19 protein-coding genes and 4 pseudogenes are annotated in these 21,121 nt (G+C 68.0%); 7 read left to right on the top strand and 16 right to left on the bottom strand.

Translation table 11 applies throughout. The annotated features are described in order from the left end of the window. Nucleotides 1-341 precede the first annotated feature (341 nt). Both IEY79_RS35700 and IEY79_RS35695 read left to right on the top strand, forming a co-directional pair. The gene (locus IEY79_RS35700) at nt 342-1,025 is read left to right on the top strand and encodes a hypothetical protein (protein ID WP_229701410.1); all 684 of its coding nucleotides are present in this window, start codon (nt 342-344) and stop codon (nt 1,023-1,025) included. Between the two features lie 84 nt (nt 1,026-1,109). Beyond that, complete coding sequence (locus IEY79_RS35695; RefSeq protein ID WP_189111823.1) at nt 1,110-1,487, top strand: hypothetical protein; 378 nt, start codon at nt 1,110-1,112, stop codon at nt 1,485-1,487. Between the two features lie 408 nt (nt 1,488-1,895). On the opposite strand, the pseudogene IEY79_RS35690 reads toward IEY79_RS35695, so the two are convergent. Further along, nucleotides 1,896-2,488 (bottom strand): annotated as a pseudogene (locus IEY79_RS35690) (IS5 family transposase); the annotation flags it as partial. On the opposite strand from IEY79_RS35690, the pseudogene IEY79_RS35685 reads away from it, so the two are divergent. The 3 pseudogenes from IEY79_RS35685 to IEY79_RS35675 all read left to right on the top strand — a co-directional run. Continuing rightward, nucleotides 2,486-3,148, top strand: a pseudogene (locus IEY79_RS35685) (DeoR/GlpR family DNA-binding transcription regulator); the annotation flags it as partial. The pseudogenes IEY79_RS35690 and IEY79_RS35685 sit on opposite strands and share 3 nt — an antisense overlap. A 54-nt stretch (nt 3,149-3,202) precedes the next feature. Next, nucleotides 3,203-3,854, top strand: a pseudogene (locus tag IEY79_RS35680) (1-phosphofructokinase family hexose kinase); the annotation flags it as partial. 1 nt (nt 3,855) lies between these two features. After that, nucleotides 3,856-4,557, top strand: a pseudogene (locus IEY79_RS35675) (PTS fructose transporter subunit IIC); the annotation flags it as partial. 220 nt (nt 4,558-4,777) lie between these two features. On the opposite strand, the gene IEY79_RS35670 reads toward IEY79_RS35675, so the two are convergent. Both IEY79_RS35670 and IEY79_RS35665 read right to left on the bottom strand, forming a co-directional pair. Then, on the bottom strand, nt 4,778-4,981 hold the full coding sequence (locus tag IEY79_RS35670; protein WP_189111822.1) for a hypothetical protein: 204 nt from the start codon (nt 4,979-4,981) through the stop codon (nt 4,778-4,780). Between the two features lie 310 nt (nt 4,982-5,291). Continuing rightward, on the bottom strand, nt 5,292-6,260 hold the full coding sequence (locus tag IEY79_RS35665) for an AraC-like ligand-binding domain-containing protein (protein WP_189111821.1): 969 nt from the start codon (nt 6,258-6,260) through the stop codon (nt 5,292-5,294). Nucleotides 6,261-7,308: 1,048 nt separating this feature from the next. On the opposite strand from IEY79_RS35665, the gene IEY79_RS35660 reads away from it, so the two are divergent. Beyond that, nucleotides 7,309-10,155: an AfsR/SARP family transcriptional regulator gene (locus IEY79_RS35660; RefSeq protein ID WP_229701409.1), complete on the top strand. Its 2,847-nt coding sequence runs from the start codon at nt 7,309-7,311 to the stop codon at nt 10,153-10,155. A gap of 240 nt (nt 10,156-10,395) precedes the next feature. On the opposite strand, the gene IEY79_RS35655 is transcribed toward IEY79_RS35660, so the two are convergent. Genes IEY79_RS35655 through IEY79_RS35630 form a run of 6 tightly spaced genes read right to left on the bottom strand, consistent with a single transcriptional unit; the run spans nt 10,396 to nt 16,254 of the window. Next, nucleotides 10,396-11,397 carry a beta-ketoacyl-ACP synthase III gene (locus tag IEY79_RS35655; RefSeq protein WP_189111820.1) on the bottom strand — a complete coding sequence of 334 codons (1,002 nt, stop codon included), beginning with the start codon at nt 11,395-11,397 and terminating at the stop codon, nt 10,396-10,398. Beyond that, on the bottom strand, nt 11,382-12,476 hold the full coding sequence (hisC, locus tag IEY79_RS35650) for a histidinol-phosphate transaminase (protein ID WP_189111819.1): 1,095 nt from the start codon (nt 12,474-12,476) through the stop codon (nt 11,382-11,384). The genes IEY79_RS35655 and hisC overlap by 16 nt, the downstream gene beginning before the upstream one ends. Then, entirely contained in the window at nt 12,469-13,491 is a 1,023-nt protein-coding gene (dmpG, locus tag IEY79_RS35645) for a 4-hydroxy-2-oxovalerate aldolase (protein ID WP_189111818.1), read from the bottom strand. Before dmpG ends, hisC begins: the two co-directional genes overlap by 8 nt. Beyond that, a complete protein-coding gene (locus IEY79_RS35640; protein WP_189111817.1) occupies nt 13,488-14,381 on the bottom strand; it encodes an acetaldehyde dehydrogenase (acetylating) in 894 nt (297 codons plus the stop codon). The genes dmpG and IEY79_RS35640 overlap by 4 nt, the downstream gene beginning before the upstream one ends. Continuing rightward, nucleotides 14,378-15,217 (bottom strand): 2-keto-4-pentenoate hydratase, encoded by an 840-nt coding sequence (locus IEY79_RS35635; RefSeq protein WP_189111816.1) that lies wholly within the window; start codon nt 15,215-15,217, stop codon nt 14,378-14,380. Before IEY79_RS35635 ends, IEY79_RS35640 begins: the two co-directional genes overlap by 4 nt. Nucleotides 15,218-15,246: 29 nt before the next feature. Continuing rightward, entirely contained in the window at nt 15,247-16,254 is a 1,008-nt protein-coding gene (locus IEY79_RS35630) for a methyltransferase (protein WP_189111815.1), read from the bottom strand. 447 nt (nt 16,255-16,701) lie between these two features. On the opposite strand from IEY79_RS35630, the gene IEY79_RS35625 reads away from it, so the two are divergent. Beyond that, the gene (locus IEY79_RS35625; RefSeq protein ID WP_189111814.1) at nt 16,702-16,869 is read left to right on the top strand and encodes a hypothetical protein; all 168 of its coding nucleotides are present in this window, start codon (nt 16,702-16,704) and stop codon (nt 16,867-16,869) included. Between the two features lie 59 nt (nt 16,870-16,928). Here the strand turns inward: IEY79_RS35625 and IEY79_RS35620 are convergent, their stop codons facing one another. From IEY79_RS35620 to IEY79_RS35590, 7 genes are all read right to left on the bottom strand, one after another. Beyond that, entirely contained in the window at nt 16,929-18,140 is a 1,212-nt protein-coding gene (locus IEY79_RS35620) for a tryptophan 2,3-dioxygenase family protein (protein ID WP_189111813.1), read from the bottom strand. After that, nucleotides 18,133-18,384 (bottom strand): acyl carrier protein, encoded by a 252-nt coding sequence (locus IEY79_RS35615; protein ID WP_189111812.1) that lies wholly within the window; start codon nt 18,382-18,384, stop codon nt 18,133-18,135. Before IEY79_RS35615 ends, IEY79_RS35620 begins: the two co-directional genes overlap by 8 nt. Before the next feature lie 48 nt (nt 18,385-18,432). Beyond that, the gene (locus IEY79_RS35610; protein WP_189111811.1) at nt 18,433-18,681 is read right to left on the bottom strand and encodes a 3-oxoacyl-[acyl-carrier-protein] synthase III C-terminal domain-containing protein; all 249 of its coding nucleotides are present in this window, start codon (nt 18,679-18,681) and stop codon (nt 18,433-18,435) included. Nucleotides 18,682-18,836: 155 nt separating this feature from the next. Further along, nucleotides 18,837-18,989 (bottom strand): hypothetical protein, encoded by a 153-nt coding sequence (locus IEY79_RS35605; protein ID WP_189111810.1) that lies wholly within the window; start codon nt 18,987-18,989, stop codon nt 18,837-18,839. A 221-nt stretch (nt 18,990-19,210) separates the two neighbouring features. Continuing rightward, nucleotides 19,211-19,996, bottom strand: coding sequence for a thioesterase II family protein (locus IEY79_RS35600; protein WP_189111809.1), 786 nt, complete (start codon nt 19,994-19,996; stop codon nt 19,211-19,213). Nucleotides 19,997-20,032: 36 nt separating this feature from the next. Next, entirely contained in the window at nt 20,033-20,215 is a 183-nt protein-coding gene (locus tag IEY79_RS35595) for an MbtH family protein (protein WP_189111808.1), read from the bottom strand. 77 nt (nt 20,216-20,292) lie between these two features. After that, nucleotides 20,293-21,121, bottom strand: an 829-nt coding sequence (locus IEY79_RS35590) for an alpha/beta fold hydrolase (RefSeq protein ID WP_189111807.1), incomplete at its 5' end; no start/stop codon positions are given.

Genomic DNA, 21,121 nt, shown 5'->3' with positions numbered 1-21,121 from the left:
GCCGCCCGCTGGGGTTCGGCAACCTGACGCGTTTCAGGGGCGTTTTCGAGGCCGTCTACGGGATACCCCCGTGGGACTACCGAACCCTCCTCCACAAACGTTTCGCGAATCGTCAACATCGCCGCGCGAAATGACAGGGCCGGAAGCTATCGCCCCTGGCGTCCTGAGTGCCGAGCCCGTGACCACGCTTGTGTCCGAATCCTCGAACTGGCTACGGGGCCGCGTGACCGAACGTGTCACCCGAGCTGACAGGTGCCTCTGCGGGGCGGGGCTACTCGTCGGGTGGCGAGTGAGGCCAGCGTGGGATGGCCTGGGTACGATCACTAATTGGAGCATGTCGAATGAGTAGCAACGTACTGACCATGTACGGCGGGCCGAGACTCGTCGACGGCCAGGGTCAGGCGAAGGTGACACACATGGTCAGCTTCTCCGACGGGTCGGGGGCGGCGCCGTCGGCCGTGTACGTGGAGCGTGAACTGCCGCCGGGAGGCACGTCCGCGTACCTTGCGGCCCGGGGCGGTGGGGCTCGTTCCTTCGCCCTGTGGGCCGACGATCGACGCCGGGAGCGGGTGGCCACCGTGGTAACGGTATCGGTCGGCGGCGGCGTCGCGAAATTTCAGGTGCTCGGTGCACACGGCGAGGTCATCGGCATGCTCACGCGCGAGAAGGCGCTCCGCGGCAGGGGCGTGCGCACCCGCTGGACCGTGCACCAGACCGGCGGCTTTGAAGCGGTCGGCTTCAAGGGGAGGATCCTATGGTGGTGGATGTGGTGGCTCTTGCTGCCCCTGATGACGGTGGTCCTCGTGTTCAGCGTCTTCGACAGCGTCCCCGGCAACGAGGGCGGCTTCGCACGCGCACCCCGGCGCATCCGGTGGCGGGCGAACGGGCAGTCACCGCTGGAGTTCAAGTCCAAGGGCGACAAACTGCACGTACACGCACCCGGTGTGGACTGGCGACTCGGAGCCGCGCTGATCGCCCTTCTGCGCAGCTTCAACGCCGGCGCGTGGGACTCGGTGAAGAAGTGACCCACGGGACGACGCTCCGGCGCGGTGCGGGCCGTGACGGCGGAAGTCGCTGTCACGGGGCCGCGCACTGTAGAACTGGACCTCATGTCTGATCAGCGGCCGGCCCAACGCCCGGCACCAAGACCCCTGCCCGGTCCGCCCGGTGAGTACGGCCCGCCACGGTTCCAGGAGGTCAGCGCCGGTTACCGGCATTGGGCCCGCGTCCTGCTCTGGCTGGCGATCGCCGTCGCGAGTCTCATGGTGGTCGCTTTCGTGGCCAGCGTCCTCTTCCTGGTGAAGGCCGACGGGGACGACGCCGCCTACGGCTATCTTGCGATCATTCTCTGGTTCGCGATCGCCGCCGCGATCCCGGTGCTGCTGGCGCTCGGTATCCCAGGGATCATCATGACGCGGCGCGTACGGCAGCAGGAGCGGCTGAGCCACCATGCTGTGTACCGAGGGGCTCAAACCGGGGAACGGTAGTCGAGCGAGCCACGGCGGCCGGCACTGATCTCGAACGGCTCGCACCACCCTGCAACCACGCAAACGGGTGGCCGGCCTGACGCCAGCCAGAGCTCGTATCTCTGGTCGGCCTCGAACGATGTGCCGAATGTGCTCGCTCGTACGAGAATTCTGGGGACATGAGCACGGCATTCGTCTGATCCTGCGCTCCGACGAGACCGAGGCCCGATCCACGGTCTGCGTCGCTTTCCCGGACGCCCAGCAGCCCTGGCATGGAGCACGCCTTCATGCCAGGGCTGCGAGGTCCTGAATGATGTCGGTTTTCGCCAGATCGGACAGGTTCTTCGCCGTGTTCTCAAGCCCTTGCACGATCAGATCCGCAACGGTGATCGGCATAGAGCCGCTCCCTGTCTCCCCTTAGACGGTGTCCTATGTGGTGAGTCGGACGAGTCGTCTGTAGCAGCAGAGGGCGGCGGCGAGGCCGAGAAAGGCCAGGTAGTTGCGGGGGTGGCGTTCGTAGCGGTGGTTGAGTCTGCGGTAGCCGGTCAGCCAGGACATGGTCCGCTCGATGACCCAACGCCGGCGTCCTAACCGCTCGCTGGACTCAACTCCTTTGCGGGCGATGCGCACGCCGATACGCTTGCCCCATAACCATTTCCGCAGGCGAGGGACGTCGTACGCTTCGTCCGCATGCAGGCGCTGGGGCTTGAGGTAGCGGCCACGATGGGGATCGTGTCTCGTTTGGTGGCCCTCGATCATGGGCTTCAGCGCGAGGCTGTCGTGGGTGTTCGCCGCGGAGAGGCCGACGAGGAGGGGCAGTCCGTTCGCGTCCGACAGGACGTGCATCTTGGAACCCGGTTTGCTCCTGTCCACGGGGCTCGGACCTGTGAGTTCGCCCCTTTTTTAGCCCTCACGTGCGCGGAGTCGAGGACCGCCCGGGAGAGATCGAGCAGGCTGGCGTCGTCCAGGCGGTGCAGGATCTCTTCGTGGAGCCGACCCCAGACGCCGGCTCTCGGCCAGAGACCGTACGGCGCGACCTCAAGGCGCTCGACCGCGCCGGTCTCGTACGCAGGGTGCACGGCGGCGCCATCCCCGCCGGCCGCCTCGGCTTCGAGCCCGACCTCGCCGAGCGCGAGTCCACCGCCGCGGACGAGAAGGACCGCATCGCGCACGCCGCGCTCGCCGAACTGCCCACGACCGGCAGCGTGATCCTCGACGCGGGCTCGACCGTCGCGCGGCTCGCCGCCGAGCTGCCGCTGGACAGCGAACTCACCGTCGTCACCCACGCGCTGCCCGTCGCCGCGCGCCTCGCCGACCACCCCGGCATCGACCTGCACCTCGTCGGGGGCAGGGTCCGGCACCGTACGCGCGCCGCCGTCGACGCCTGGGCGCTGCGCGCGTACGGCGAGATCCGCGCCGACATCGTGTTCCTCGGCACCAACGGCTTCTCGCCGGACGGCGGCCTCACCACCCCCGATCTCGCCGAGGCGGCCGTCAAGCGCACCCTGGTCGCGGCGGCCCGCCGCGTCGTACTGCTGGCGGACTCCGCCAAGCACGGCCAGGAACACTTCGCCCGCTTCGGCCGCCTCGCCGACATCGACCTGCTGATCACGGACACCGGGATCGCCCCGGGCGCGCGAGCGGCGATCGAGGCGGCGGGCACGGAGGTGCTGAGTGTCTGACCACGTGGCGAACGACGCGGCTTCGCCGGCCGTCAGGACCCGGAAGGCACCCGCATGATCCTCACCGTCACCCCGAACCCCAGCCTGGACCGTACGTACGAGATACCCGCCCTGGACCGCGGCGCGGTCCTGCGCGCGACCGTCGAGCGGATGGACCCCGGCGCCAAGGGCGTCAACGTCTCGCGGGCGGTCGCGGCCGCCGGGCACCGTACCGTCGCCGTGCTGCCCCTCGGCGGCGCCCCCGGCGCGCTCGTCGCCCAACTCCTCGCCGGCCAGGGCATCGACGTCGCACCCGTGCCGATCGCCGGCGCGACCCGCTCGAACATCGCCCTCGCCGAACCGGACGGCACGCTGACGAAGATCAACGCGCCCGGCCCCGAACTCACCCCGGCCGAGTCGGAGGCGCTGCTGTCCGCCCTCGACGACCGTGCTGTGGCGGCCGGCGACTGGATCGCCTACCGCGGCAGCCTGCCGCGCGGACTCGACCCCCCGCTGGTACGCCCAACTCGTTGAACGCGCCCACGCGGCCGGCGCCCGCATCGCGCTCGACACCTCCGGCGCCTCGCTGCTGGCCGCGCTCAAGGAACGACCGGACGTCGTGAAGCCCAACTCCGAGGAACTGGCCACCGCCGTCAGCCGCCCGCTCGCCACCGTCGGCGACGCGCTCAAGGCGGCGGAGGAACTGCTCACGTACGGCGCCGGAGCCGGTAATCATCCCACTGATCTCCTCCGCCGTCGTCGGTTTTCTGATGTTCCTGGTGGTCGGCAAGCCGATAGCCGAGCTGCAGAAGGCCCTCACTGACTGGCTGTCGGGACTCTCCGGCACCAACGCGATCATCCTCGGTGTCGTCCTCGGCCTGATGATGTGCTTCGACCTGGGCGGACCGCTCAACAAGGTCGCCTACGCCTTCGCGGTCGGCGGCCTCGCCAACCCCAACGATGGCAGCCTGAAGGTGATGGCGGCCGTGATGGCGGCCGGCATGGTCCCGCCGCTCGCCATGGCGCTGGCCACCGTCGTACGCGGTGGCCTCTTCACCCGCACCGAACGCGAGAACGGCAAGGCCGCGTGGGTGCTCTGCTCCTCGTTCATCACCGAGGGCGCGATCCCGTTCGCCGCGGCCGACCCGCTGCGCGTCATCCCGTCCGCCATGGCGGGCGGCGCGGTCACCGGCGCGCTGTCGATGCTCTTCGAGTGCACCCTGCGGGCCCCGCACGGCGGGATCTTCGTACTCCCACTGATCGGCAACCCGGTGCTCTACCTGATCGCGATCCTGGCCGGTACGGCGGTCAGCGCCGCTCTGGTCATCCTCCTCAAGGGCATGGGCGGACGCGGGGAGAAGGACGCCGACCAGGACGCCACCCCCGGCACGGAGTCCGGGACCGCGCCCAAGGTCCCGGCCACCGTCTGAGCGTCCTCACCCAGTCATCTGCCGTCACCAGTCGGCCGCCGAAGGCGACATTGTCCGCGATCTCGGCCGGGCCCGTTGGATCAAGTTCCTGGCGGGACGGGGAAACGTACTCACTCGTGAGGTCTTCTCGCCCCTGTGGTCGGGCGAACTGTCCCCAGGGTCCGTCCAGGTGCTGCTGCCCGGCACTCGTACGCCGGGCGACTCCTGGCTAGACCGGCGCTCACACGACCTGCGCCTGTTCGATCCCGGCTTCACGCCCGACCTGCTCAAGAACCAGGTCCGGGCGAACAAGGACTACGTCGCACCAGGCGACCCGCGCCCCAGCCCCGGAGCCGCCGGTCACCCTCGCCATGCCGGCAAGGTCGCCGACTTCCTCCGCACGACCGAGCCGGCCGACGCCGAGCGGGCCGCGCTCGAACGGCATCCTGAAGCCCGGAGTGACGTAATTCCCCGCCCGGGAATGAAAAGACGTGGCAGACCGGCAGCAACGGCTCGGACGGTGTCACCGGCTCACCGGCGCCCCGGTAGCCCTTGTCGGCCCAGCACTCCACGCCGCGAGGGCCGGGGGTTCGCCCTACGCGTGAGCGTCAGCCGGCTCGGGGTGCGCTCGACCGCGCCCGTGACGTGCCACGACCACGGAGCTCACCGAAACCGGAGAACTGGCGCTGGTCGCCCGAATCGCAGCCCCAGACCGCGCGTCCAAGGTCACGCGAAGCGCGGCCGCGTGGGGACCATCACGCCGAGGAGCGGGGGTGGTTCTGGTCGCGCCAGGTCCGGGGGGAGATTCCGTAGGTCTGTTTGAACACCTTGCTGAAGTGGGTGGCGTCCATGAAGCCCCAGCTCCGTGCTATCGCCGCGATGGTCCGCAGCTGCCCGTTCGGGCCGGCCAGCTCCCGCCTGCATTCGGCCAGGCGGCGGGTACGGATCCAGTCTCCGAGGCTGATGCCCGACCGGGACAGCACCGCGTAGAGATGGCGTACGGAGATGTCGTGCGCGGCGGCTATCCGCGCCGCCGACAGATCACGATCAGCCAGATGCTGCCGGATGTAATGAGTGACCCGCAGGCTGAGCGTCGCCTCCAACGGCGCCCTGGCCAGGCCGGTGTTGCCGTGCTGGGACGTCAGGACGGCACGGAGGAGTTCGACGCTGGGTGCCACGACGGCGTCGGCGTGCACACCCTGGTGCAATTCGTCGCTGACGGCCAGGTGGGAGAAGTAGGTGAAGGCGAGACGCGCGATGGGGTTGTCGGGTCCCAGAGGGACCGCGGCGATGTCCCGCAGCAGCCGGTCGGGGAGCGCGAGTGCCGCGCGGGGGAAACGGATGAAGCGGTAGTCGACTCCCTCGTCGTAAAGCAGTGTGTAGGGAGTGATCGATTCGAAGACGGCGCAGTCTCCCGGCCTCAGCAGGCACTGGCGGCCGTTCTGTACCACCATGCTGCTGCCCGTCATCTGAACACCGAGAGTGACGGCCGGCTCCTCGTCCTTCCGGGCGAGCCGCTCCGTCCGGCGGAGGGTGACCGCGGTCGCCTGCGCCGAACAGATCCTGAGGGGCCCGACGGCGCCGAGCCCGATGCGGACGGAGATGTCCTCAGCCGGCGGACGGTGGTCGATGTCGACCGCCACCATGGACTTCCACACCGCGTTGCGGACCACTTCCTCCCGGTCCCGCGGCGGTATGAACGCGGTGTCCAGGACCGGGCTCATGCGGCGGACCCTCGTCCGCCGCAGTCATGGTGCCGGCCCGTCGGCACCTCGGCCCATTCCCCCACAAGACCCCCCTCGACACGAACGGTTCCCGACATCAGTCTGGCGGGATCACCTCTTGTTGTGCAACGGCTTCGACGGGTAGAGGCAGAGCCTTCTCGCCTGAAGCGGCGCGACCTTGAGGCGGTGCACCACTGACAAAGCTTCCTGCACGGGTGACAAAGTCCGAAGCCCACAATGTGCCTATGGTCCATGAACGAGGCCAGAAAGGGGGTGTCACACACCCCCATCACGAGCCTTGTCCAGGCCATCCTCTGCCTGCATCACCCCAGCTCAGACCAAGGATGGAAAAGGCTCCGTGTACCACTCGACAGCTTCCTGGATCCGAGCGGGAAGCGGCACAACTCGGTATTCACCTACCTTACGGTGTTCAGGCCACCCATCTTGAAGTTCCCTACCCACCCCAAGCCACATGGCGGCAAGGATAGTTGACCGATGAGCGAGGCAAAGCACCTGTCGGGGGCGGCAAATGACCTGGTGGTGTGCGCGGCGGCCGTTCCGTGCGGGTCAACCGACCGGCACACTCGGCGACCGGGCTGCGTTACGGTCCCCACCGTAGGGCTGAAACCGGACTTGGCGGGCGCGCATACCCACCTTTATTGTCACTTTCCCGCTCTGAATCCCGGCGGTCGGCGCGTGGAACACGGGGCCAGGTTCAAAGTACCGGACTCTGCTGCCGCGCCGCGGGGCTGCGTCCTTGATTGCCGCAGCGCGTTCCGCGTCGGCTCATAGGGGTTGGGTGATACGGAGCGTCGGTGCACTGACCATGAAAAGCCCTTCGGGAGACCCGCCGTTCGGCTGTTCGGCAGTGCCGCGGAGTCGGTTGGAAGTTGGGGCGGTAATTCCACGGGTCGGGGCCGCCGCGAGTGGCGGCTGATGCGGAACGTGAGCTGCTTCCGGAGCCGTACCCGCCTGTCCGGCTTTTCCAAAGATCTCGATAGCTTTGCGCCCGAGTCGGCGTTAGATCCTGATAGCGAGGGTGTCAAACATGTCTGTGCGGTTTGAGGTACTTGGACCTCTTAGGGCGTACCAGGATGACCGCCCGGTCGGCCTCGGATCGGTCAAACAACGTCTTCTGCTTGCCACCCTGCTCGCCAAGGCAGACGAATTGGTCACCTCGGAACAACTGATCGACGTGCTGTGGAGTCACGAGCCTCCCGCGTCAGCTGCGTCAAACCTGCGGTCCTACGCCCGTGGGTTGCGGACGGTGCTGCACAGTGACTCCTGGGACGGCCTGCCTCCCACCCGCGGCGGCTACATCTTGCGTCTGCTGCCAGGCCAGCTCGATCTGGAAGTATTCGACAGGGCCATCACCCGGGCACAAGCGGCGGCCGCCGACGGTGACTCGGTCGTCGCCAAGGCCGAATGGACGCGTGCGCTCAGCCTGCGGCGGGGAAGCCCTCTGGCCGGCTTGCCTCACCATTCGCCGTTGGCCGAGTGGGTCGCGCGTATCGAGGAAAGGTATCTTGCCGCGGAAGAGGACTACGGCGAACTGCTCCTCGGCGCCGAGAATTGGATGGACGTAGTTCATCGAATGCGTCAGCTGCTCGACCGTGCTCCCCTCAGAGAGCGAGCCTGGTGTCAGTTACTCACAGGACTCTACGAGATGGGCAATACTACCGACGCTCTGGCTGCTTTCCGCCAGGCCCGGAAGATATTCGTGACGGAGACCGGTCTTGAACCCGGTCCCCGACTTGCGCAGTTGCACGACAACATTCTGAACCGCCGCCCGCTCGCCGCGAGAAGGGAAGAGATTAGGCCCAACGAGAGCCAGCGGAAGTTTCCTCATACGCATGTGATACCCCGGCAGCTTCCGCCACTCACACATGTTTTCGTCGGGCGGCGAAAGGAGATCGCACAGCTCGACGCGAGGCTCGATTCTTCGCCGCAAGGCGCCGAATTGACAGCGATCACCGTGGTGTGCGGAATGGCCGGCGTCGGCAAGACGACCTTGGCTCTGCAGTGGGCGCACCAGATGTCCGCTTCCTTCCCCGACGGCCAGCTCTATGTGAATCTGCGCGGCTACGACAAGGACTCCAAGCTTTCGCCCTTCGAGGTTCTCAGAGACTTTCTGGATGCACTCGGTGTAGCACAGACCAGGATCCCCGCCTCTTTGGAGGGGCGCACCGCTCTGTTCCGGAGTCTGCTCGCCTCCCGACGGATACTGCTGCTCCTTGACAACGCGGGTGACGCCGAGCAGGTTCGTCCCCTTCTACCCGGCGCCGGACGCATCGCCGTGGTGGTGACCAGCCGCGACCAGTTGCACGGCTTGATCGTTTCGGAAGGCGCCCACGCCCTTCCTGTACCGGCCCTGTCCCACGACGAGTCCCGGACGATGCTGCGACTCCGACTCGGCGAGAAGCGAATCTCCGATGATCAGGAATCGCTGGACGGCATCGCCAAGGCGACCGGCGGACTTCCCTTGGCACTGTCCGTGGTGGCCGCACGTCTGGCGAGTGACTCCCAAGTCTCGCTGGAGAGCGTTGCGGCGGACCTTCGACGGAGCCAGAACCGTCTCGACGCCTTGGCCGTCGGTGACGTGCGGGGGGCCTTCGGGTGGTCCTACCGAAGCCTGTCGCCCGATGCCGCGCGTGCTTTCCGGCTGCTCGGGCTGCACCCGGGTCCGGAGGTCGGCGAGGAGGCCGCCTCTGCTCTCATCGGCAGTCCCGTTCACGTGGTCAGGCAGCATATGCGTGAGCTGACGAGCCTTCACCTGCTGGACGAGGGCTTTCCGGGCCGGTACACCGCCCATGACTTGCTGTGGGGCTACGCGGTCGAACTGTTGCGGTCCTCCGAACCACACGACAGCCAGAGAGCCGCTCGCGAGCGGATGTACGACTATTACCTTCACCGCTCCCACTCCGCTGCCGTGTGTCTGCAGCCTCAGTGGCTGACTTTTACCCCTCATCCGCCAAGCAGCCCCGACTCCTACGCGCCGCCGAGTGATCAGGCCGAGGCGCTGGCCTGGTTCGGAACGGAGTTGGATGTACTCACCCGGCTGGTCCGCCAGGAGACGGAGAACGGTTACGGGACGCATGCCTGGCAGTTGGCCTGGGCACTCACCGCCTTTCTTGCCCCCAAGGGTCTGTGGCAGATCCAGTTCACCGTCCAGCGTCTGGCGCTCTCTGCCGCTGAGCGGAGCGAGTCCATGACCGGGCAGGCGACGGCCCACCGGCTGCTGGGCCGGGCGATGACCCGTCTGGGGATGTTCGCGGAGGCCGACGATCATCTCAAACATGCCCAACTCAGGTATGAACAGGCTCGCGATGTGCGAGGAGCAGCACAGTCCTTGCACAACAGGACCGAGGTGTCCTTCGTCACCGGAGACTTGCAAGCGGCTCTCGTCCACGCGAGGGAAGCACTGCGGCTCCATCGGCTTGCGGGGCACGCCCCTGGTGAGGCGCGGACACTCAATGCGATCGGCTGGGTCTCGGCCACGACCGGCAACTTCACCCAGGCCGTGGACAGTTGTGAGCAAGCTCTGGAGATCCAGAGGCAGATCAACGATGTCAACGGCCAGGCTGCCACGCTCGACACCCTGGGTTACGCCTTTCATGGCCTGGGTCGCTGGGATGAGGCGGTTAGCAGCTATCGGCAGTCGGTGGCTCTTTTCCGCGGTTCCGCGGACCGTTATCACGAGGCCGAGACGTGCGTCCGTCTGGGAGAGACTCTCGAAGAGATGGGGGAGAGCCTAGCTGCGGTGGCGGAGTGGCTGGTCGCTGCCGAGATCTTCGACGAGTTGCAGGACCCCGCCGCCGAAGACGTACGACGTCATCTCGCCCGGGTCGACGGCGCCTCGGAGGCGCCGGGTCAGCGCTTCGACGTTCTCCGCTGACGGCCCGTCGATCACCGGCTTTTTCACTCCCGGTCCCGTGCGGGTGGGCTGGCGGCGACGGGCAGGGCTCCTGCAGCGTTGAGTGAGGTACCAGGCGACTCAACTCGCCCGCTCGGGAGCCCTGCCGGCCGGGATCTCGAAACGCTCGATGAGGTGCTCGAGGATCTGATGCTCCAGCAGTGCGCCGCTCAGGCTCATTGCATGTGCTCCTACGGTGTTCGTGGTGGGTGATCGGGAAGCTCACAGCGGCGTGATGTCGGGCCAGGTAAGGGCTGCGGAGCCCCAGGTCAGCCCGCCGCCGAAGGCGGTCATGAGGATGCGGTCGCCGGGGGTGAGCCGACCTTGCCGGGCGGCGTGGGCGAGGGCGAGGGGGACGGAGGCCGCGGACGTGTTGCCGACCCGGTCGATGTTGACGACGGTGCGTTCGACGGGGATATCCAGCTGTCCGGCGAGTGCGGTGAGGATGCGGGCGTTGGCCTGGTGGCCGACGAGGTGGTCGACCTTTTCGGCCACCCAGCCGATGCGGTGAAGAAGGGTGGTGGCGGATTCACCCATCCGGACGACGGCCTGCCGGAAGACCTTCGGTCCTTCCATGGTGAAGTAACGGTCAGCCTCGGGCGTGTACGCGGTGGTGGGGTAACGGGAGCCGCCGGCGGGGATGCGGATGAGGTCCTTGTGCGCACCGTCGGAGCCGAGGTGGGTACCCAGCAGGGCACCGGGCCGGTCGGTGTCTTCCCGGGCGGCAAGGACGACAGCGCCGGCACCGTCGCCGAAGATGACGCTGGTGGTGCGGTCGTCGGGGTTGAGGATGGTCGAGTAGGTCTCGGCGCCGATGACCAGCACCGTGCCGGCCTGTTGGGCGGCGATCTGGGCCTGGCCGATGGCCAGGGCGTAGAGGAAGCCGGAACACACGGCTGCGATGTCGTAGGCGGGTACCGGTCCGAGTCCGAGGCGTGAGGCGACGTCGGGGGCGGTGGCGGGGCACGGGTGATCTGGCGTGGTCGTCGCCAGAACCACGACGTCGATGTCGCCGGGGGCCAGACCGGCGGACTTCAGCGCGCGCAGGCCGGCCTCGGTGGCGAGATCGCCTGTGGCGGTGCCGGGCTCGGCCCAGTGCCGGGTACGGATACCGGTGCGGGAGGTGATCCACTCGTCGCTGGTGTCGAACCGCGCTGCGAGCTCCCCGTTGGTGACCAGGCGTGGAGGGAGATGGGTGCCGAGTCCGATCACTGCGGCGTGCATACTGTGCTCCTCTCACGCGTGGCGACGGTGAGGAACGCGTCGTTGTCCTGGGCCGAGCCGACCGATACCCGTACGCCCTCGTGGGCATAGGTCCGCACGGCGATTCCCGCGGAGGTGCACAGGTCACCGAAGGCGGCCGACGCGTCGCCGAGGGGCAGCCACAGGAAATTTCCCTGACTGTCGGGTACGTCGAAGCCCCCGGCCAGCAAGGCGTCTCGCATCCGGGCGCGTTCCGCGACCGTCGCGTCGACGTGCCGCAGGAGTTCGTCCTCCAGCCGGAGTGCGGCCAGCGCGGCCTGCTGGGCGACGGTACTCACGGAGTAGGCGAGGCGGACCTTGCGCAGCTGTCCGACGCTGTGCGGGGCGCCGAGGAGGTAGCCGACGCGAAGACCGGCGAGTCCGTAGGCTTTGGAGAAGGTGCGGGTCACCACGAGGTTGGGGTGGGCGTCGAGCAGGGCGATGCCGCTGCACGCGGCCTCGTCACGGACGTATTCGAAGTACGCCTCGTCGATGACCACCAGGCAGGTCGCCGGTACCCGGGCCAGGAATTCCTTGAGTTCCGGCAGGCCGAGGACGGTGCCGGTGGGGTTGTTGGGGTTGCAGACCAGGACGAGTCGAGTGGCGTCGGTGATTCGATCGGCCAGGGCGTGCAGGTCATTGCGGCCTCTGGTCAGAGGGACGGGTACCGACCGGATTCCGGCGAGTTCGGCGAGGACGGGGTAGAGCTCGAAGGAGCGCCAGGGATGGACGACCTCCGCACCCGGTTCCGCGACGGCCTGAAGGATGGCCTGCAGCAGGGAGACGGATCCGGCGCCGACGAGTACCCGATCAGGATCGATGCCATATCGACGGGCGATCGCCCGGGTGAGTTCGGCAGATTCGGGGTCGGGATAGCGGTTGACCGCGTCACCCGCCGCCGCGATCGCCGCGATCAGACCAGGCAGGGGATCGTGCGGGGATTCGTTGGCGGACAGGGGACGAGCGGGCACCGCGGCGTAGATGCCCTCGGTGGGCCGGTAGCCGGGGATCGAATCGAGGACGGCGCGGAGTCTGGGGCCGGGCGCGGTATTCCTAGGCATGCCGCTCCTGGTCTCGTGCGGCCGACCGCAGAGCGGCCACCACGTCCACGATCAGGTCCTCCTGCCCGGCCACCGCCTGACGGCGGCCCAGCTCGAAGAACACGTCGCGCGGGTCGACACCCTCCCGCCCGGAGATCTCCAGCACCCGGGTCTTGAACCCGGAGAACACCCCCGACAGACCGCTGACGACCCCCAGGGAGTCGATGGTCGGAGGAACCTTCATCAACTCGCGCCCGGCGAAGTCGGTGGCGTCCAGCAGCCGGTACAGGTCGATGCCGGTGGTGTGTCCCAGCCGCTCCAGGACCGGCACCACCACCTCGAGCTGCGTATTGCCGGCGCCCGCGCCGAAACCGCGCGCACAGGCGTCGATGATCTCCGCGCCAGCTTCCACGGCCGCCACCGAATTCGCGACGGCCATACCGAGGTTGTTGTGCCCGTGGAACATCACCGGCACATCGACCGCCGCCCGGATCGCGGCGACGCGCGCGGTGACGTCGGCGGGAAGAAAGTGGCCGGAGGAATCCAGGATCCCCACCCCACACGCCCCGAACTCCACCAGTCGGGCGCACTGCTCGGCCAGTTGCTCGGGACCGGCCATGTGGCTCATCAGGAGCACACCATGGGCCTCGACACCCCGCTCGCTCAGGTGGCCCAGGTGCCGTTCCGCGAGATCGGCCTCGGTGCAGTGGGTGCCGATCCGCACCACGTCGGCACCGTGGGCGATCGCCTTGTCCAAGTCCTGGGCACGACCCCAGCCGGGCAGCATGAAGACACCCATCCGACTGTGCGTCAGGGCCTCCCTGACCACCGACAGCATCTCGTCGTCACTGAGCCGTGCCCGTCCCACCTGGAGTGACGAGGCGCCCAGACCGTTGCCGTGTCCCACCTCGACCACAGGTATCCCCGCCGCGTCCGCCGCGGCCGCATAGGCACGCAGTTGCGCCGCGTCGAGCTGGTGGCCAACGGCGTGGTGGCCGTCCCGCAGCGTCGGATCGTGAATCAGCACATGGCTCATGACGTCTCCGCGTACGCGCTGGACAGTTGGACGGCCGCGTACTGTTCGGCGACATGCAGTGCGGCGGAGTTGATGATGTCGAGGTTGCCGGCGTAACGCGGGATCCGGTCGCCGGAGGCGTCGACCTCGACGGCAATGAATGCCTTGCCGCCATTGACGGTGCAGGCGGTCACGGTGTAGCCGCCTACGAATGCGCGCATCTCCTGCGCCGCCGAATCCACCGCGGCGCGGACCGATTCCTGCGACAACTCCTCCCCGAGCAGGGAAATGGCGACCCGGAAGGTCACGGGGGGTCGGGCCGGGCTCAGGTTGACCATTACCTTGACGTCCTCGATTCCGCTGAACTCCCGGACCGCGTCCTGGGTGGTCTCGATGTACTCGTCGAGGTTCAGCCGGGTGGAGCGGCCGATGCTCGGGCCGGCGGCGGTGGTCACCACCTCCGCGTACTCGATCGGGTGGTTGCGCGCGACGGCATGCAGCACCGGAATCGCGGCCTGTCCGCCGCAGCTGACCATGTTCACGTTCCGGTGGGACAGCGCGTCCAGCCCGTTGACGGTCGGAATCACCATTCGCCCCACCTGACTGGGAGTCAGGTCGACCAGCAAGGCGCTGAACGGGCTCAGCAGCTTCGCGTGTTCGGGGTGCGCCAGCGCGTTGGTGGCGTCGAACACCACGTCGAACGGTGTGTCTCGCTCGATCAGGGAGCGGATGCCGTTCGCCGCGACCGGCAGGCCCTCCTTTGCCAGGCGCCTCAGGCCCGGAGTGCTCTCGTCACGGCCCACGACCAACTCCAGGCCGAGTCGGTCCGAGCGTGAGATCTTGGTCGCGAGATCGACGCCGATCAGTCCGGCGCCGATCACCGCGACGGACAGCCGTCCTTTCTGGTTCATGCCCCCGCCGCCTCCGCTTCGGCGCAACCGCCGGCCGATTCCCCTACAGTGAGCGACACCGAGCCCAGGGCCGCGAAGGACGCCTCGACCGCGAGCCCGGGCACCAGGTCGACGGCCTCGGCCCAGGAACCCGCAAGCACCAGGTCGCCTGCCCCGATCCCCTCGCCGAAGGTGTCGAGGATCCGCACCAGGAAGGCCACGGACTCGGCCGGATGTCCCATCACCGCCGAGCCGTACGCCGTCTGCGTCCGCTCCCCCGTTTGGAAGATCAGGTGCTCGGCTGCCAGATCGACCCTTTCGGCGGGGCCGAAAGGCACCTCGGGACCTACCACGACCATCGCGGAGGACGTGTTGTCGGCAACCGTGTCCACCAGCTTGATCCGCCAGTCGGCGATCCGGCTGTCCAGCACCTCGAGCACCGGACGGACCGCAAGGGTCGCGTCCAGGACGTCCGCCGCGGTTACCGAACCGCCCCGCAGATCCTCCCCGACCCGGAACGCGATCTCCGCCTCGACCTTGGGGGCGATGAACCGCGCCGCGTCCAGACAGGCCCCGTCCGGCAGCAGCATCCGGTCTGTCAGATGACCGAAGTCCGGGTGATCGATCGCGAACGCCTTCTGCATCGCCTCACTCGTGACACCGATCTTGTACCCGACCAGCTTCGCGCCGTCGGCGACCTCCATGGCGCGCAGTTCGCGCTGCACCTCGTAGGCGTCCGCAAGGGTCAGCTCCGGGTGGCGTGCCGAGAGCGGCTCCACCGGCTTGCGCTCCTGGGTGGAGGCCCACAACTGCGCCGCGAGCTCCTGGTACATAGAACGTGTGGCCGACACCGTCATCAGCTCGGCTCCTTTCGTCGGGTCCGCCACTACTTGGCCGCGATGAACAGACGGCTGCCGGGCATGGGCTGCGGCACAGACGTCACCGACGAGAACCCCGCGGCTTCGAACTTCTGCAGCCACTCGCGCTCCGCGGGCAGTCGGATGTCCATGAAGTTTGCGTGAAGATACGTGAACAGCGCGCTGAACTTCCGCTCCGTGCCCGGTGCGTAGGAGACCGCGTCCACGACGGCCATGCAGCCGCCGGGCGCCAGCCCTTCGCGGCAGCCGGCCAGTACCTTCCGGAACACCGTGTCGTCCTCGACGACGTCGTGCATGACAAAGCACGCTTGGACGGCGTCGGCCCCGTCCACCGGGGAGAGGTCGTCCATGAGCGACTCGATCGGGCGCTCGGTAACCTCCAGCCGGTCCTCCACACCCGCCTGGACAGCGGCCTCCTTGGCCGCGGCGCAGGCCGCTCCGCTGATGTCGAGGGCGACACCGGTGCGAGCCGGATCCTCCAGCAAGAGTTTGATCAGCAGGCGCCCCGCCCCGGCGCCGAGGTCGGTGATTCGACGCGCGCCTGAGGCCCGGACATGCTCGTACACCCCCTGATAGAAGCCCCGTTCACCCACCCAGCGGGAGCTGACGGCGACCCTTCGGCCGTCACGGTGATGCACCCGTCCGGCTCCGTCCCGGTCCGACAGGAACGACCGGGCGTTCTCTATGAACGGATAGTTCGCACCGACCGACCAGGACACATACCCTGCCTCGTACCGTCGGTCCGCGTAGTCGTCAGCAGGCCGGTACTGCCCCGCGGCACCCGTCTCCACGACCAGGCCGGCCGCCACCAGTGCGGTCAGATATTCCTTGAGGCCGGGCGCCGGCAGGTCGGTGTGCCGGGCAAGTTCATTGATGCCGAACACGGCGCCGACGTCGAGCATCTGATCCACGCCCAGCTCGGCGCCGATCTGGAGCAGAGCCGCGGTAGCCGCGATGTCGGCGGCTCTGTCCAACGGGGACTCGAGTGGGGAATTGAGTGCCGACGGCCGACTCATGTCTTCTCCTCTACGGGGGTGTCGGCAACGCCGACGAGCGACTTGCGGTGCGAATCCGGAAGCGAGCAGACGCCCTTCTGTCGCGTTCCGTCGACCGGCTGCCCAGGCAGGCTGAATGTCCTGCACGGTCCGCAGGGCCCCGTACTGTGGGCCGGTCCGCAATTGCAGCCGTCTACTTATTCGCTTTCAGTGTTCTCTGTGCTTCGTTGAAGGTACATGCGGCCCCGATCGGGCGGCGCATGACGCAGATACAATTGCCGTACAACAAAAAGGACAGGTGCTGATCAGGGTCTCGGGCCGACGGCGTTCCCCACCACACCCAGAAGGGCCCCGACGCTCCCACGACCTCCCGTTCGTGGGAGCGCAGGAAGAAGTGGTACCCGGGGGAAGCGACGGAGGCGGAACGCTCCTGAAGTCGGTTCACGCCAATGGTGCATGGAATCACCGATGGAAAGGTGGTCCGAGCCCGACGACAGCCGGCAGGCCGCAGGCGCGCGGGTGGGCGGCCCCGAAATCTTCGACGAGCTGCTGGACTCCGCGGCGGAGGAGATGCGCCGCCACATCTCTCGGGCCGATGGAGAGAACGCCTTTCCGGGGGCGGCCGGGAGCTACTGAGCCGGCGCGCCGAAGACCGTCACGGCCGCCGCCCGGACAGGTTCCCTCTCGGAGTCCGGTCACCGGTCCCCCCGTACCGCCCAGAAGAGCCTGTTGTCCAGGACGTGCTCGAGATAGGGCACACCCTCGGTGTAACCGGTGCCCGGCGAACCCCCGAGCATTCTCGACGCCAGCCGGAAATGGGTGGTCTTCCACTGCTGATGCGCCTTTTCCAGACCGTCAACGGCGTTGTCGAGATCCTCCCACTCGGCTGTGGTGAACAGCTTGTCCGCCCGGGCCCGGTGATACGCGTGGGTCACCGTGTCCGGGTTTTCGCGAGCCTCTGTCTGGAGCGACGGAACGTTGTCGAAGGCAGCCGACCCGAGCCGCTCCGGACGGGGCACGCCGCAGAGCAGTTCGAACCGCTTGTAGTGCTCGGACTGGATGGCGCTGGCGCCTTCGGTGAAGGTCCGGAACCGCCGGAACGCTTCGGCGCTCATGGTCGCCAGCACGCTGAACAGGCGGCCTGCCAGCAGAATGCAGTCGGCGGCCTCCGTCAACGCTTCACGGGCCGTCTCCGCTCGGCCCGTCATCAGGCCACGGACAGCGGTCTGCAGGAGCCCGACCAGCGCCGTGAACACCGTCTCGTAACTCTGCAGCACGCGGATGAAGAGGTATTCGTCGTGCAGCACGTCCACGGGAAGCACCGATGCGGAGATCCGCATCGCGGTGTCCGGGTCGTGGCTCCGCGGCAGCGCCGCCAGCAGCTGGCGGGCGTTCTCCAGGTTCTGGGGCGCCCGGGCGAGCGCCATCAGGTCCGCCTGGTCCGTCCCGCCCGGTCCGGCTGAGGACCGGGACAACAGGAAGCGGACGCCCAGGGTGACCCGCTTGCGCACCATGGCCGGGGAGGGCCTGCCGTCGGGCATCAGGTCGTGCAGGCCGTGTAGGGCCCGCAGTTCGAAACGGAGCAGGTCCGCCATCAGGTACGCCGTGAGGTCACCGGCCCTCAGCCGCGGCCGCGGGCCGCTCAGGACGGGCATGAGCACCGGTAGCGCCAGGTACGTCGTGTAGCTGTAGGTGCCGTCGTACTTGTCGAGGAGGCAGTCCAGATACGCGTCGGCGAGTTTGTCCGTCCCCGCCCACTTTGCCCTCGCCGCGACCAGATCGGACACCACACCGGCATCGAGGAAGTGCTTGCCGACCCGCTGAACGTGTTCTGTTGTCCGCAGGCAGGAAAAGCCCGCATCCAGGTCGGCCCCTCCGGTCTTGGCGTCGGAGGCGGTCTCAGGCACTGGAGACACCCTTGGAGACCAGAAGTGCGGCTATCCCCGCAACGTTGCTGGCCTCCTTCAGCTCCACGTCGTCCACTTGGACGGCGTACTTCTTCTCCAGCACGAGGCTGAGTTCGACCAGTGCCAGCGAGTCGAAGCCGAAGTCCTCCCAGCCGGTGCCCGGGGTGGTGTCGTCAGGAACCGCGAACTTTTCCACGATGTGGTCGAGAATCTGCCGCTCCAGCAGCAGAATGGTCATGCTCATCGCTATTCACTCCTCAGATGTCCGGAACGTTCAGCACGGTGCGGCCGCTCACAGGGGTGTGATGTCAGGCCAGGTGACGGCTGCGGAGGCCCAGGCCGGCCCGCCGCCGAAAGCGGTCATGAGGACGCGGTCGCCGGGTGCGAACCGCCCCTTCCCGGCGCCATGGGTGAGGGCCAGGGGGATGGATGCGGCAGAGGTGTTTCCGACGCTGTCGATGTTGACGACGGCGCGTTCGATGGGGACGTCCAGGTGGCCGGCCGAGCGCGCCGAGAATGCGCGCGTTGGCCTGACGACCAACCAGATGGTCGATCTCGCCGCGCTGCCAGCCGATCCGGCTCAGGAGCGTGGTGGCGGACTCGCCCGTACGGCGAACGGCTTGAAGGAAGACTTTGGTCCCTTCGATGGTGAAGTAGCGGTCGTCGCTCGCGGTGAGAACCATGGCGCCCGCGCCTTCACCGAAGGTGACACCGGTGGCGCGGTACCTGGTCCACGCCCAGCTCGGCGCCGATCTGCAGCAGGGCCGCGGTGGCCGCGAGGTCGGATGCCTTCCCCACCATGGACTCCTGCGCTTCCGAGTGGGCCATACGAGAGGGCGACGGGCTCATTCCTCATCCCTCACCCACCTTCTTTTTCCGGTGCTCCGGGACGGTACCGGCAGCCCTGATCCGGCCGCGTACGACGCGGATACAATCGCTGTGCAACGCGCGGATCCGGGAGACCGGACCGGAGCGCGACCCGTGAGTCCAGGCGTAAACGCCCTGGGGGCGACCCGTGACCGGACCGCCCCCGCATGGGACTGTTTCTCGCCGTCATCCGACCTCTCGGCTCAGCGCGGCAGAGCTCTTCTCCTGACGCCGTCGAGGAGATCCCCGACCTCCTCGACGACCTCCCGTTCACTGGAGTGCAGGAAGAAGTGGTCCCCGGCGAATAGCCGTGAGTAGAACGCGCCCGATGTCAGGTCCCACCAGGAGTTCATGGCGTCATCCGCCGTGAGGCCGTCGACGGACCCCGCGAAAGCTGTCACGGGGCAGGTGAGTCCGGCACGCCTCCACCACACATAGGTGTCGTAGAGCCAGATGTCGTATCGCATCATTGGATACAGCAGGTCCCGCAGCTCCTGACTGTCCCGGATGCTCTCGGCAAGTTCCATGGAGGCGTTCCAGGCCGCGAAGAACTCCTCCTGCCCCAGATGGCTCAAGGGCGCCGACTTCTCGCTCCGGTGCGGTGCCGCGCACCCCGACACCACCAGGTGCTCAACAGGCACGCCGCGCAGGGTGAGTTCGACGGCCACTTCGTAGGCGAGCAGCGCGCCGAGACTGTGCCCGAACAGGACGGTGGGGAGGCGGGGCAGAGCGGCGATCTCCGCGGCCATGACCGCCGCCACCTCTGACAACCCACCCGGGGTCTGCCTGCCGGCCGGGGCTGGCGCCCGGCCCGGCGGGTCGGCCCCCAGGATGTCCACCCCGGCCGGCAGCCGGGCCGGCCAGCCCCGGTAGACCATGGTGCTGGCTCCGGCGTACGGCAGACACACCAGCCTCAGGCCTGCCGCGTCGTTTCCCGCGATGCGTGTCAGCCGTGACGACACCCGGGTGTTCCGGTTTCGCACCGCCATGTTCCCCTCCCTCCCTCCGTGCCCGACGGCGACCGGTCAGCGCAGGCTCTTGGGCGTCATGTCGGTCCAGATCTTCTCGATGTGCTCGAGGCATTCGGGCTTCTCGCCGGAGAAACCGACGGCGTGCCATCCGGCCGGCTCGTGGCGATGCTCCGGCCAGATCGAGTACTGCTCCTCGTCGTTGACGACGACCTTGTAGCGATCCATGGTGTCGGACATTCTTGTTCCCTTTCCGGTGTGTCTGCTCGGGCTCGGTTGTTGATGGAATCAGGTTTCCGCGGAACCGGCCGCACGGCTCAGTGGCCTCGGCCGAGCCAGTTCCTCAGCACCTCACCCAGGGCTTCACTGCGCTCGGCGGCCAGCAACTCGCCGTGGGTGGAGCGAACGGGTGCCACGGTGAGTTCGCCTGTGACGTAGGGCGCCCAACGGCTCCGAGGTCCGCCGGGAACGGGTTCCAGACCAGCCGGGACCAGCAGGGCGTCCCCGTGGAAGACCCCAGGGCGGTGCCCGCCGAGCAACTGAAGGTTGTTGGTCACCACCCGCCGCAGTACGGCTTCGGCGCGCCCGTCGCCATCCTCCCCGCCCCTTCCCAGCAGCTGGCCTGCGGTGAGGCCGGGGCCGATCGCCTCGGCCGTCAACGCCTCGATGTCGGCGAAGTCCCCCACCGCGGCCCTCACGTCGGCTCCGAGGTCCGGCGCCGGATAGCTGTCCAGCATGATCAGGGCTCCGACCTCCCAGCCCCGTCGCTGGGCCTCAACCGCCATGGCGTGTGCCACGACGCCACCCAGCGACCAGCCCAGCAGATGGAGCGGTCCTGTCGGCTGAAGCTCGCGGGCGTGGCCCAGGTAGTCGGCGGCCATCTCCCCCAGCGTGCCGGGAAGGATCGCGTCCGGCCTGCCGTCGAGCCCGCGTGCCTGGAAGGCATGGACCGGACGGCCGGCGCCCAGCATGCGCGGCACACCTGCGTAGCACCATCCGAAACCACCTCCCGGATGGACGCAGAACAACGGCGGGCGCGCCCCGCCGGTCCGCAGCGGCAGCACCACCGAGGCAGTGTTCTCTCCGTCCCCGTTCGTCATCGTGGTGGCCAGGAGTTCGGGGGTGGGCCGGTCGAAGAGGTCGGTG

This window comes from Streptomyces camponoticapitis, from assembly GCF_014646115.1.
GTDB classification, from domain to species: Bacteria; Actinomycetota; Actinomycetes; order Streptomycetales; family Streptomycetaceae; genus Streptomyces; species Streptomyces camponoticapitis.
Note: the sequence above shows the minus strand (reverse complement) of the source record. Positions and strands in the feature narration are given on the sequence as shown.

Coding starts and splice junctions, on each gene's coding strand:
- IEY79_RS35595 (WP_189111808.1), bottom strand. CDS start 20,215: ATGTCCGACACCATGGATCGCTACAAGGTCGTCGTCAACGACGAGGAG.
- IEY79_RS35605 (WP_189111810.1), bottom strand. CDS start 18,989: ATGAGCCCGTCGCCCTCTCGTATGGCCCACTCGGAAGCGCAGGAGTCC.
- IEY79_RS35600 (WP_189111809.1), bottom strand. CDS start 19,996: ATGGCGGTGCGAAACCGGAACACCCGGGTGTCGTCACGGCTGACACGC.
- IEY79_RS35665 (WP_189111821.1), bottom strand. CDS start 6,260: ATGAGCCCGGTCCTGGACACCGCGTTCATACCGCCGCGGGACCGGGAG.
- IEY79_RS35625 (WP_189111814.1), top strand. CDS start 16,702: ATGGAAAGGTGGTCCGAGCCCGACGACAGCCGGCAGGCCGCAGGCGCG.
- IEY79_RS35630 (WP_189111815.1), bottom strand. CDS start 16,254: ATGAGTCGGCCGTCGGCACTCAATTCCCCACTCGAGTCCCCGTTGGAC.
- IEY79_RS35670 (WP_189111822.1), bottom strand. CDS start 4,981: ATGCCGTTCGAGCGCGGCCCGCTCGGCGTCGGCCGGCTCGGTCGTGCG.
- IEY79_RS35640 (WP_189111817.1), bottom strand. CDS start 14,381: ATGAACCAGAAAGGACGGCTGTCCGTCGCGGTGATCGGCGCCGGACTG.
- IEY79_RS35695 (WP_189111823.1), top strand. CDS start 1,110: ATGTCTGATCAGCGGCCGGCCCAACGCCCGGCACCAAGACCCCTGCCC.
- IEY79_RS35635 (WP_189111816.1), bottom strand. CDS start 15,217: ATGACGGTGTCGGCCACACGTTCTATGTACCAGGAGCTCGCGGCGCAG.
- IEY79_RS35660 (WP_229701409.1), top strand. CDS start 7,309: ATGTCTGTGCGGTTTGAGGTACTTGGACCTCTTAGGGCGTACCAGGAT.
- dmpG (WP_189111818.1), bottom strand. CDS start 13,491: ATGAGCCATGTGCTGATTCACGATCCGACGCTGCGGGACGGCCACCAC.
- IEY79_RS35700 (WP_229701410.1), top strand. CDS start 342: ATGAGTAGCAACGTACTGACCATGTACGGCGGGCCGAGACTCGTCGAC.
- hisC (WP_189111819.1), bottom strand. CDS start 12,476: ATGCCTAGGAATACCGCGCCCGGCCCCAGACTCCGCGCCGTCCTCGAT.
- IEY79_RS35615 (WP_189111812.1), bottom strand. CDS start 18,384: ATGAGCATGACCATTCTGCTGCTGGAGCGGCAGATTCTCGACCACATC.
- IEY79_RS35655 (WP_189111820.1), bottom strand. CDS start 11,397: ATGCACGCCGCAGTGATCGGACTCGGCACCCATCTCCCTCCACGCCTG.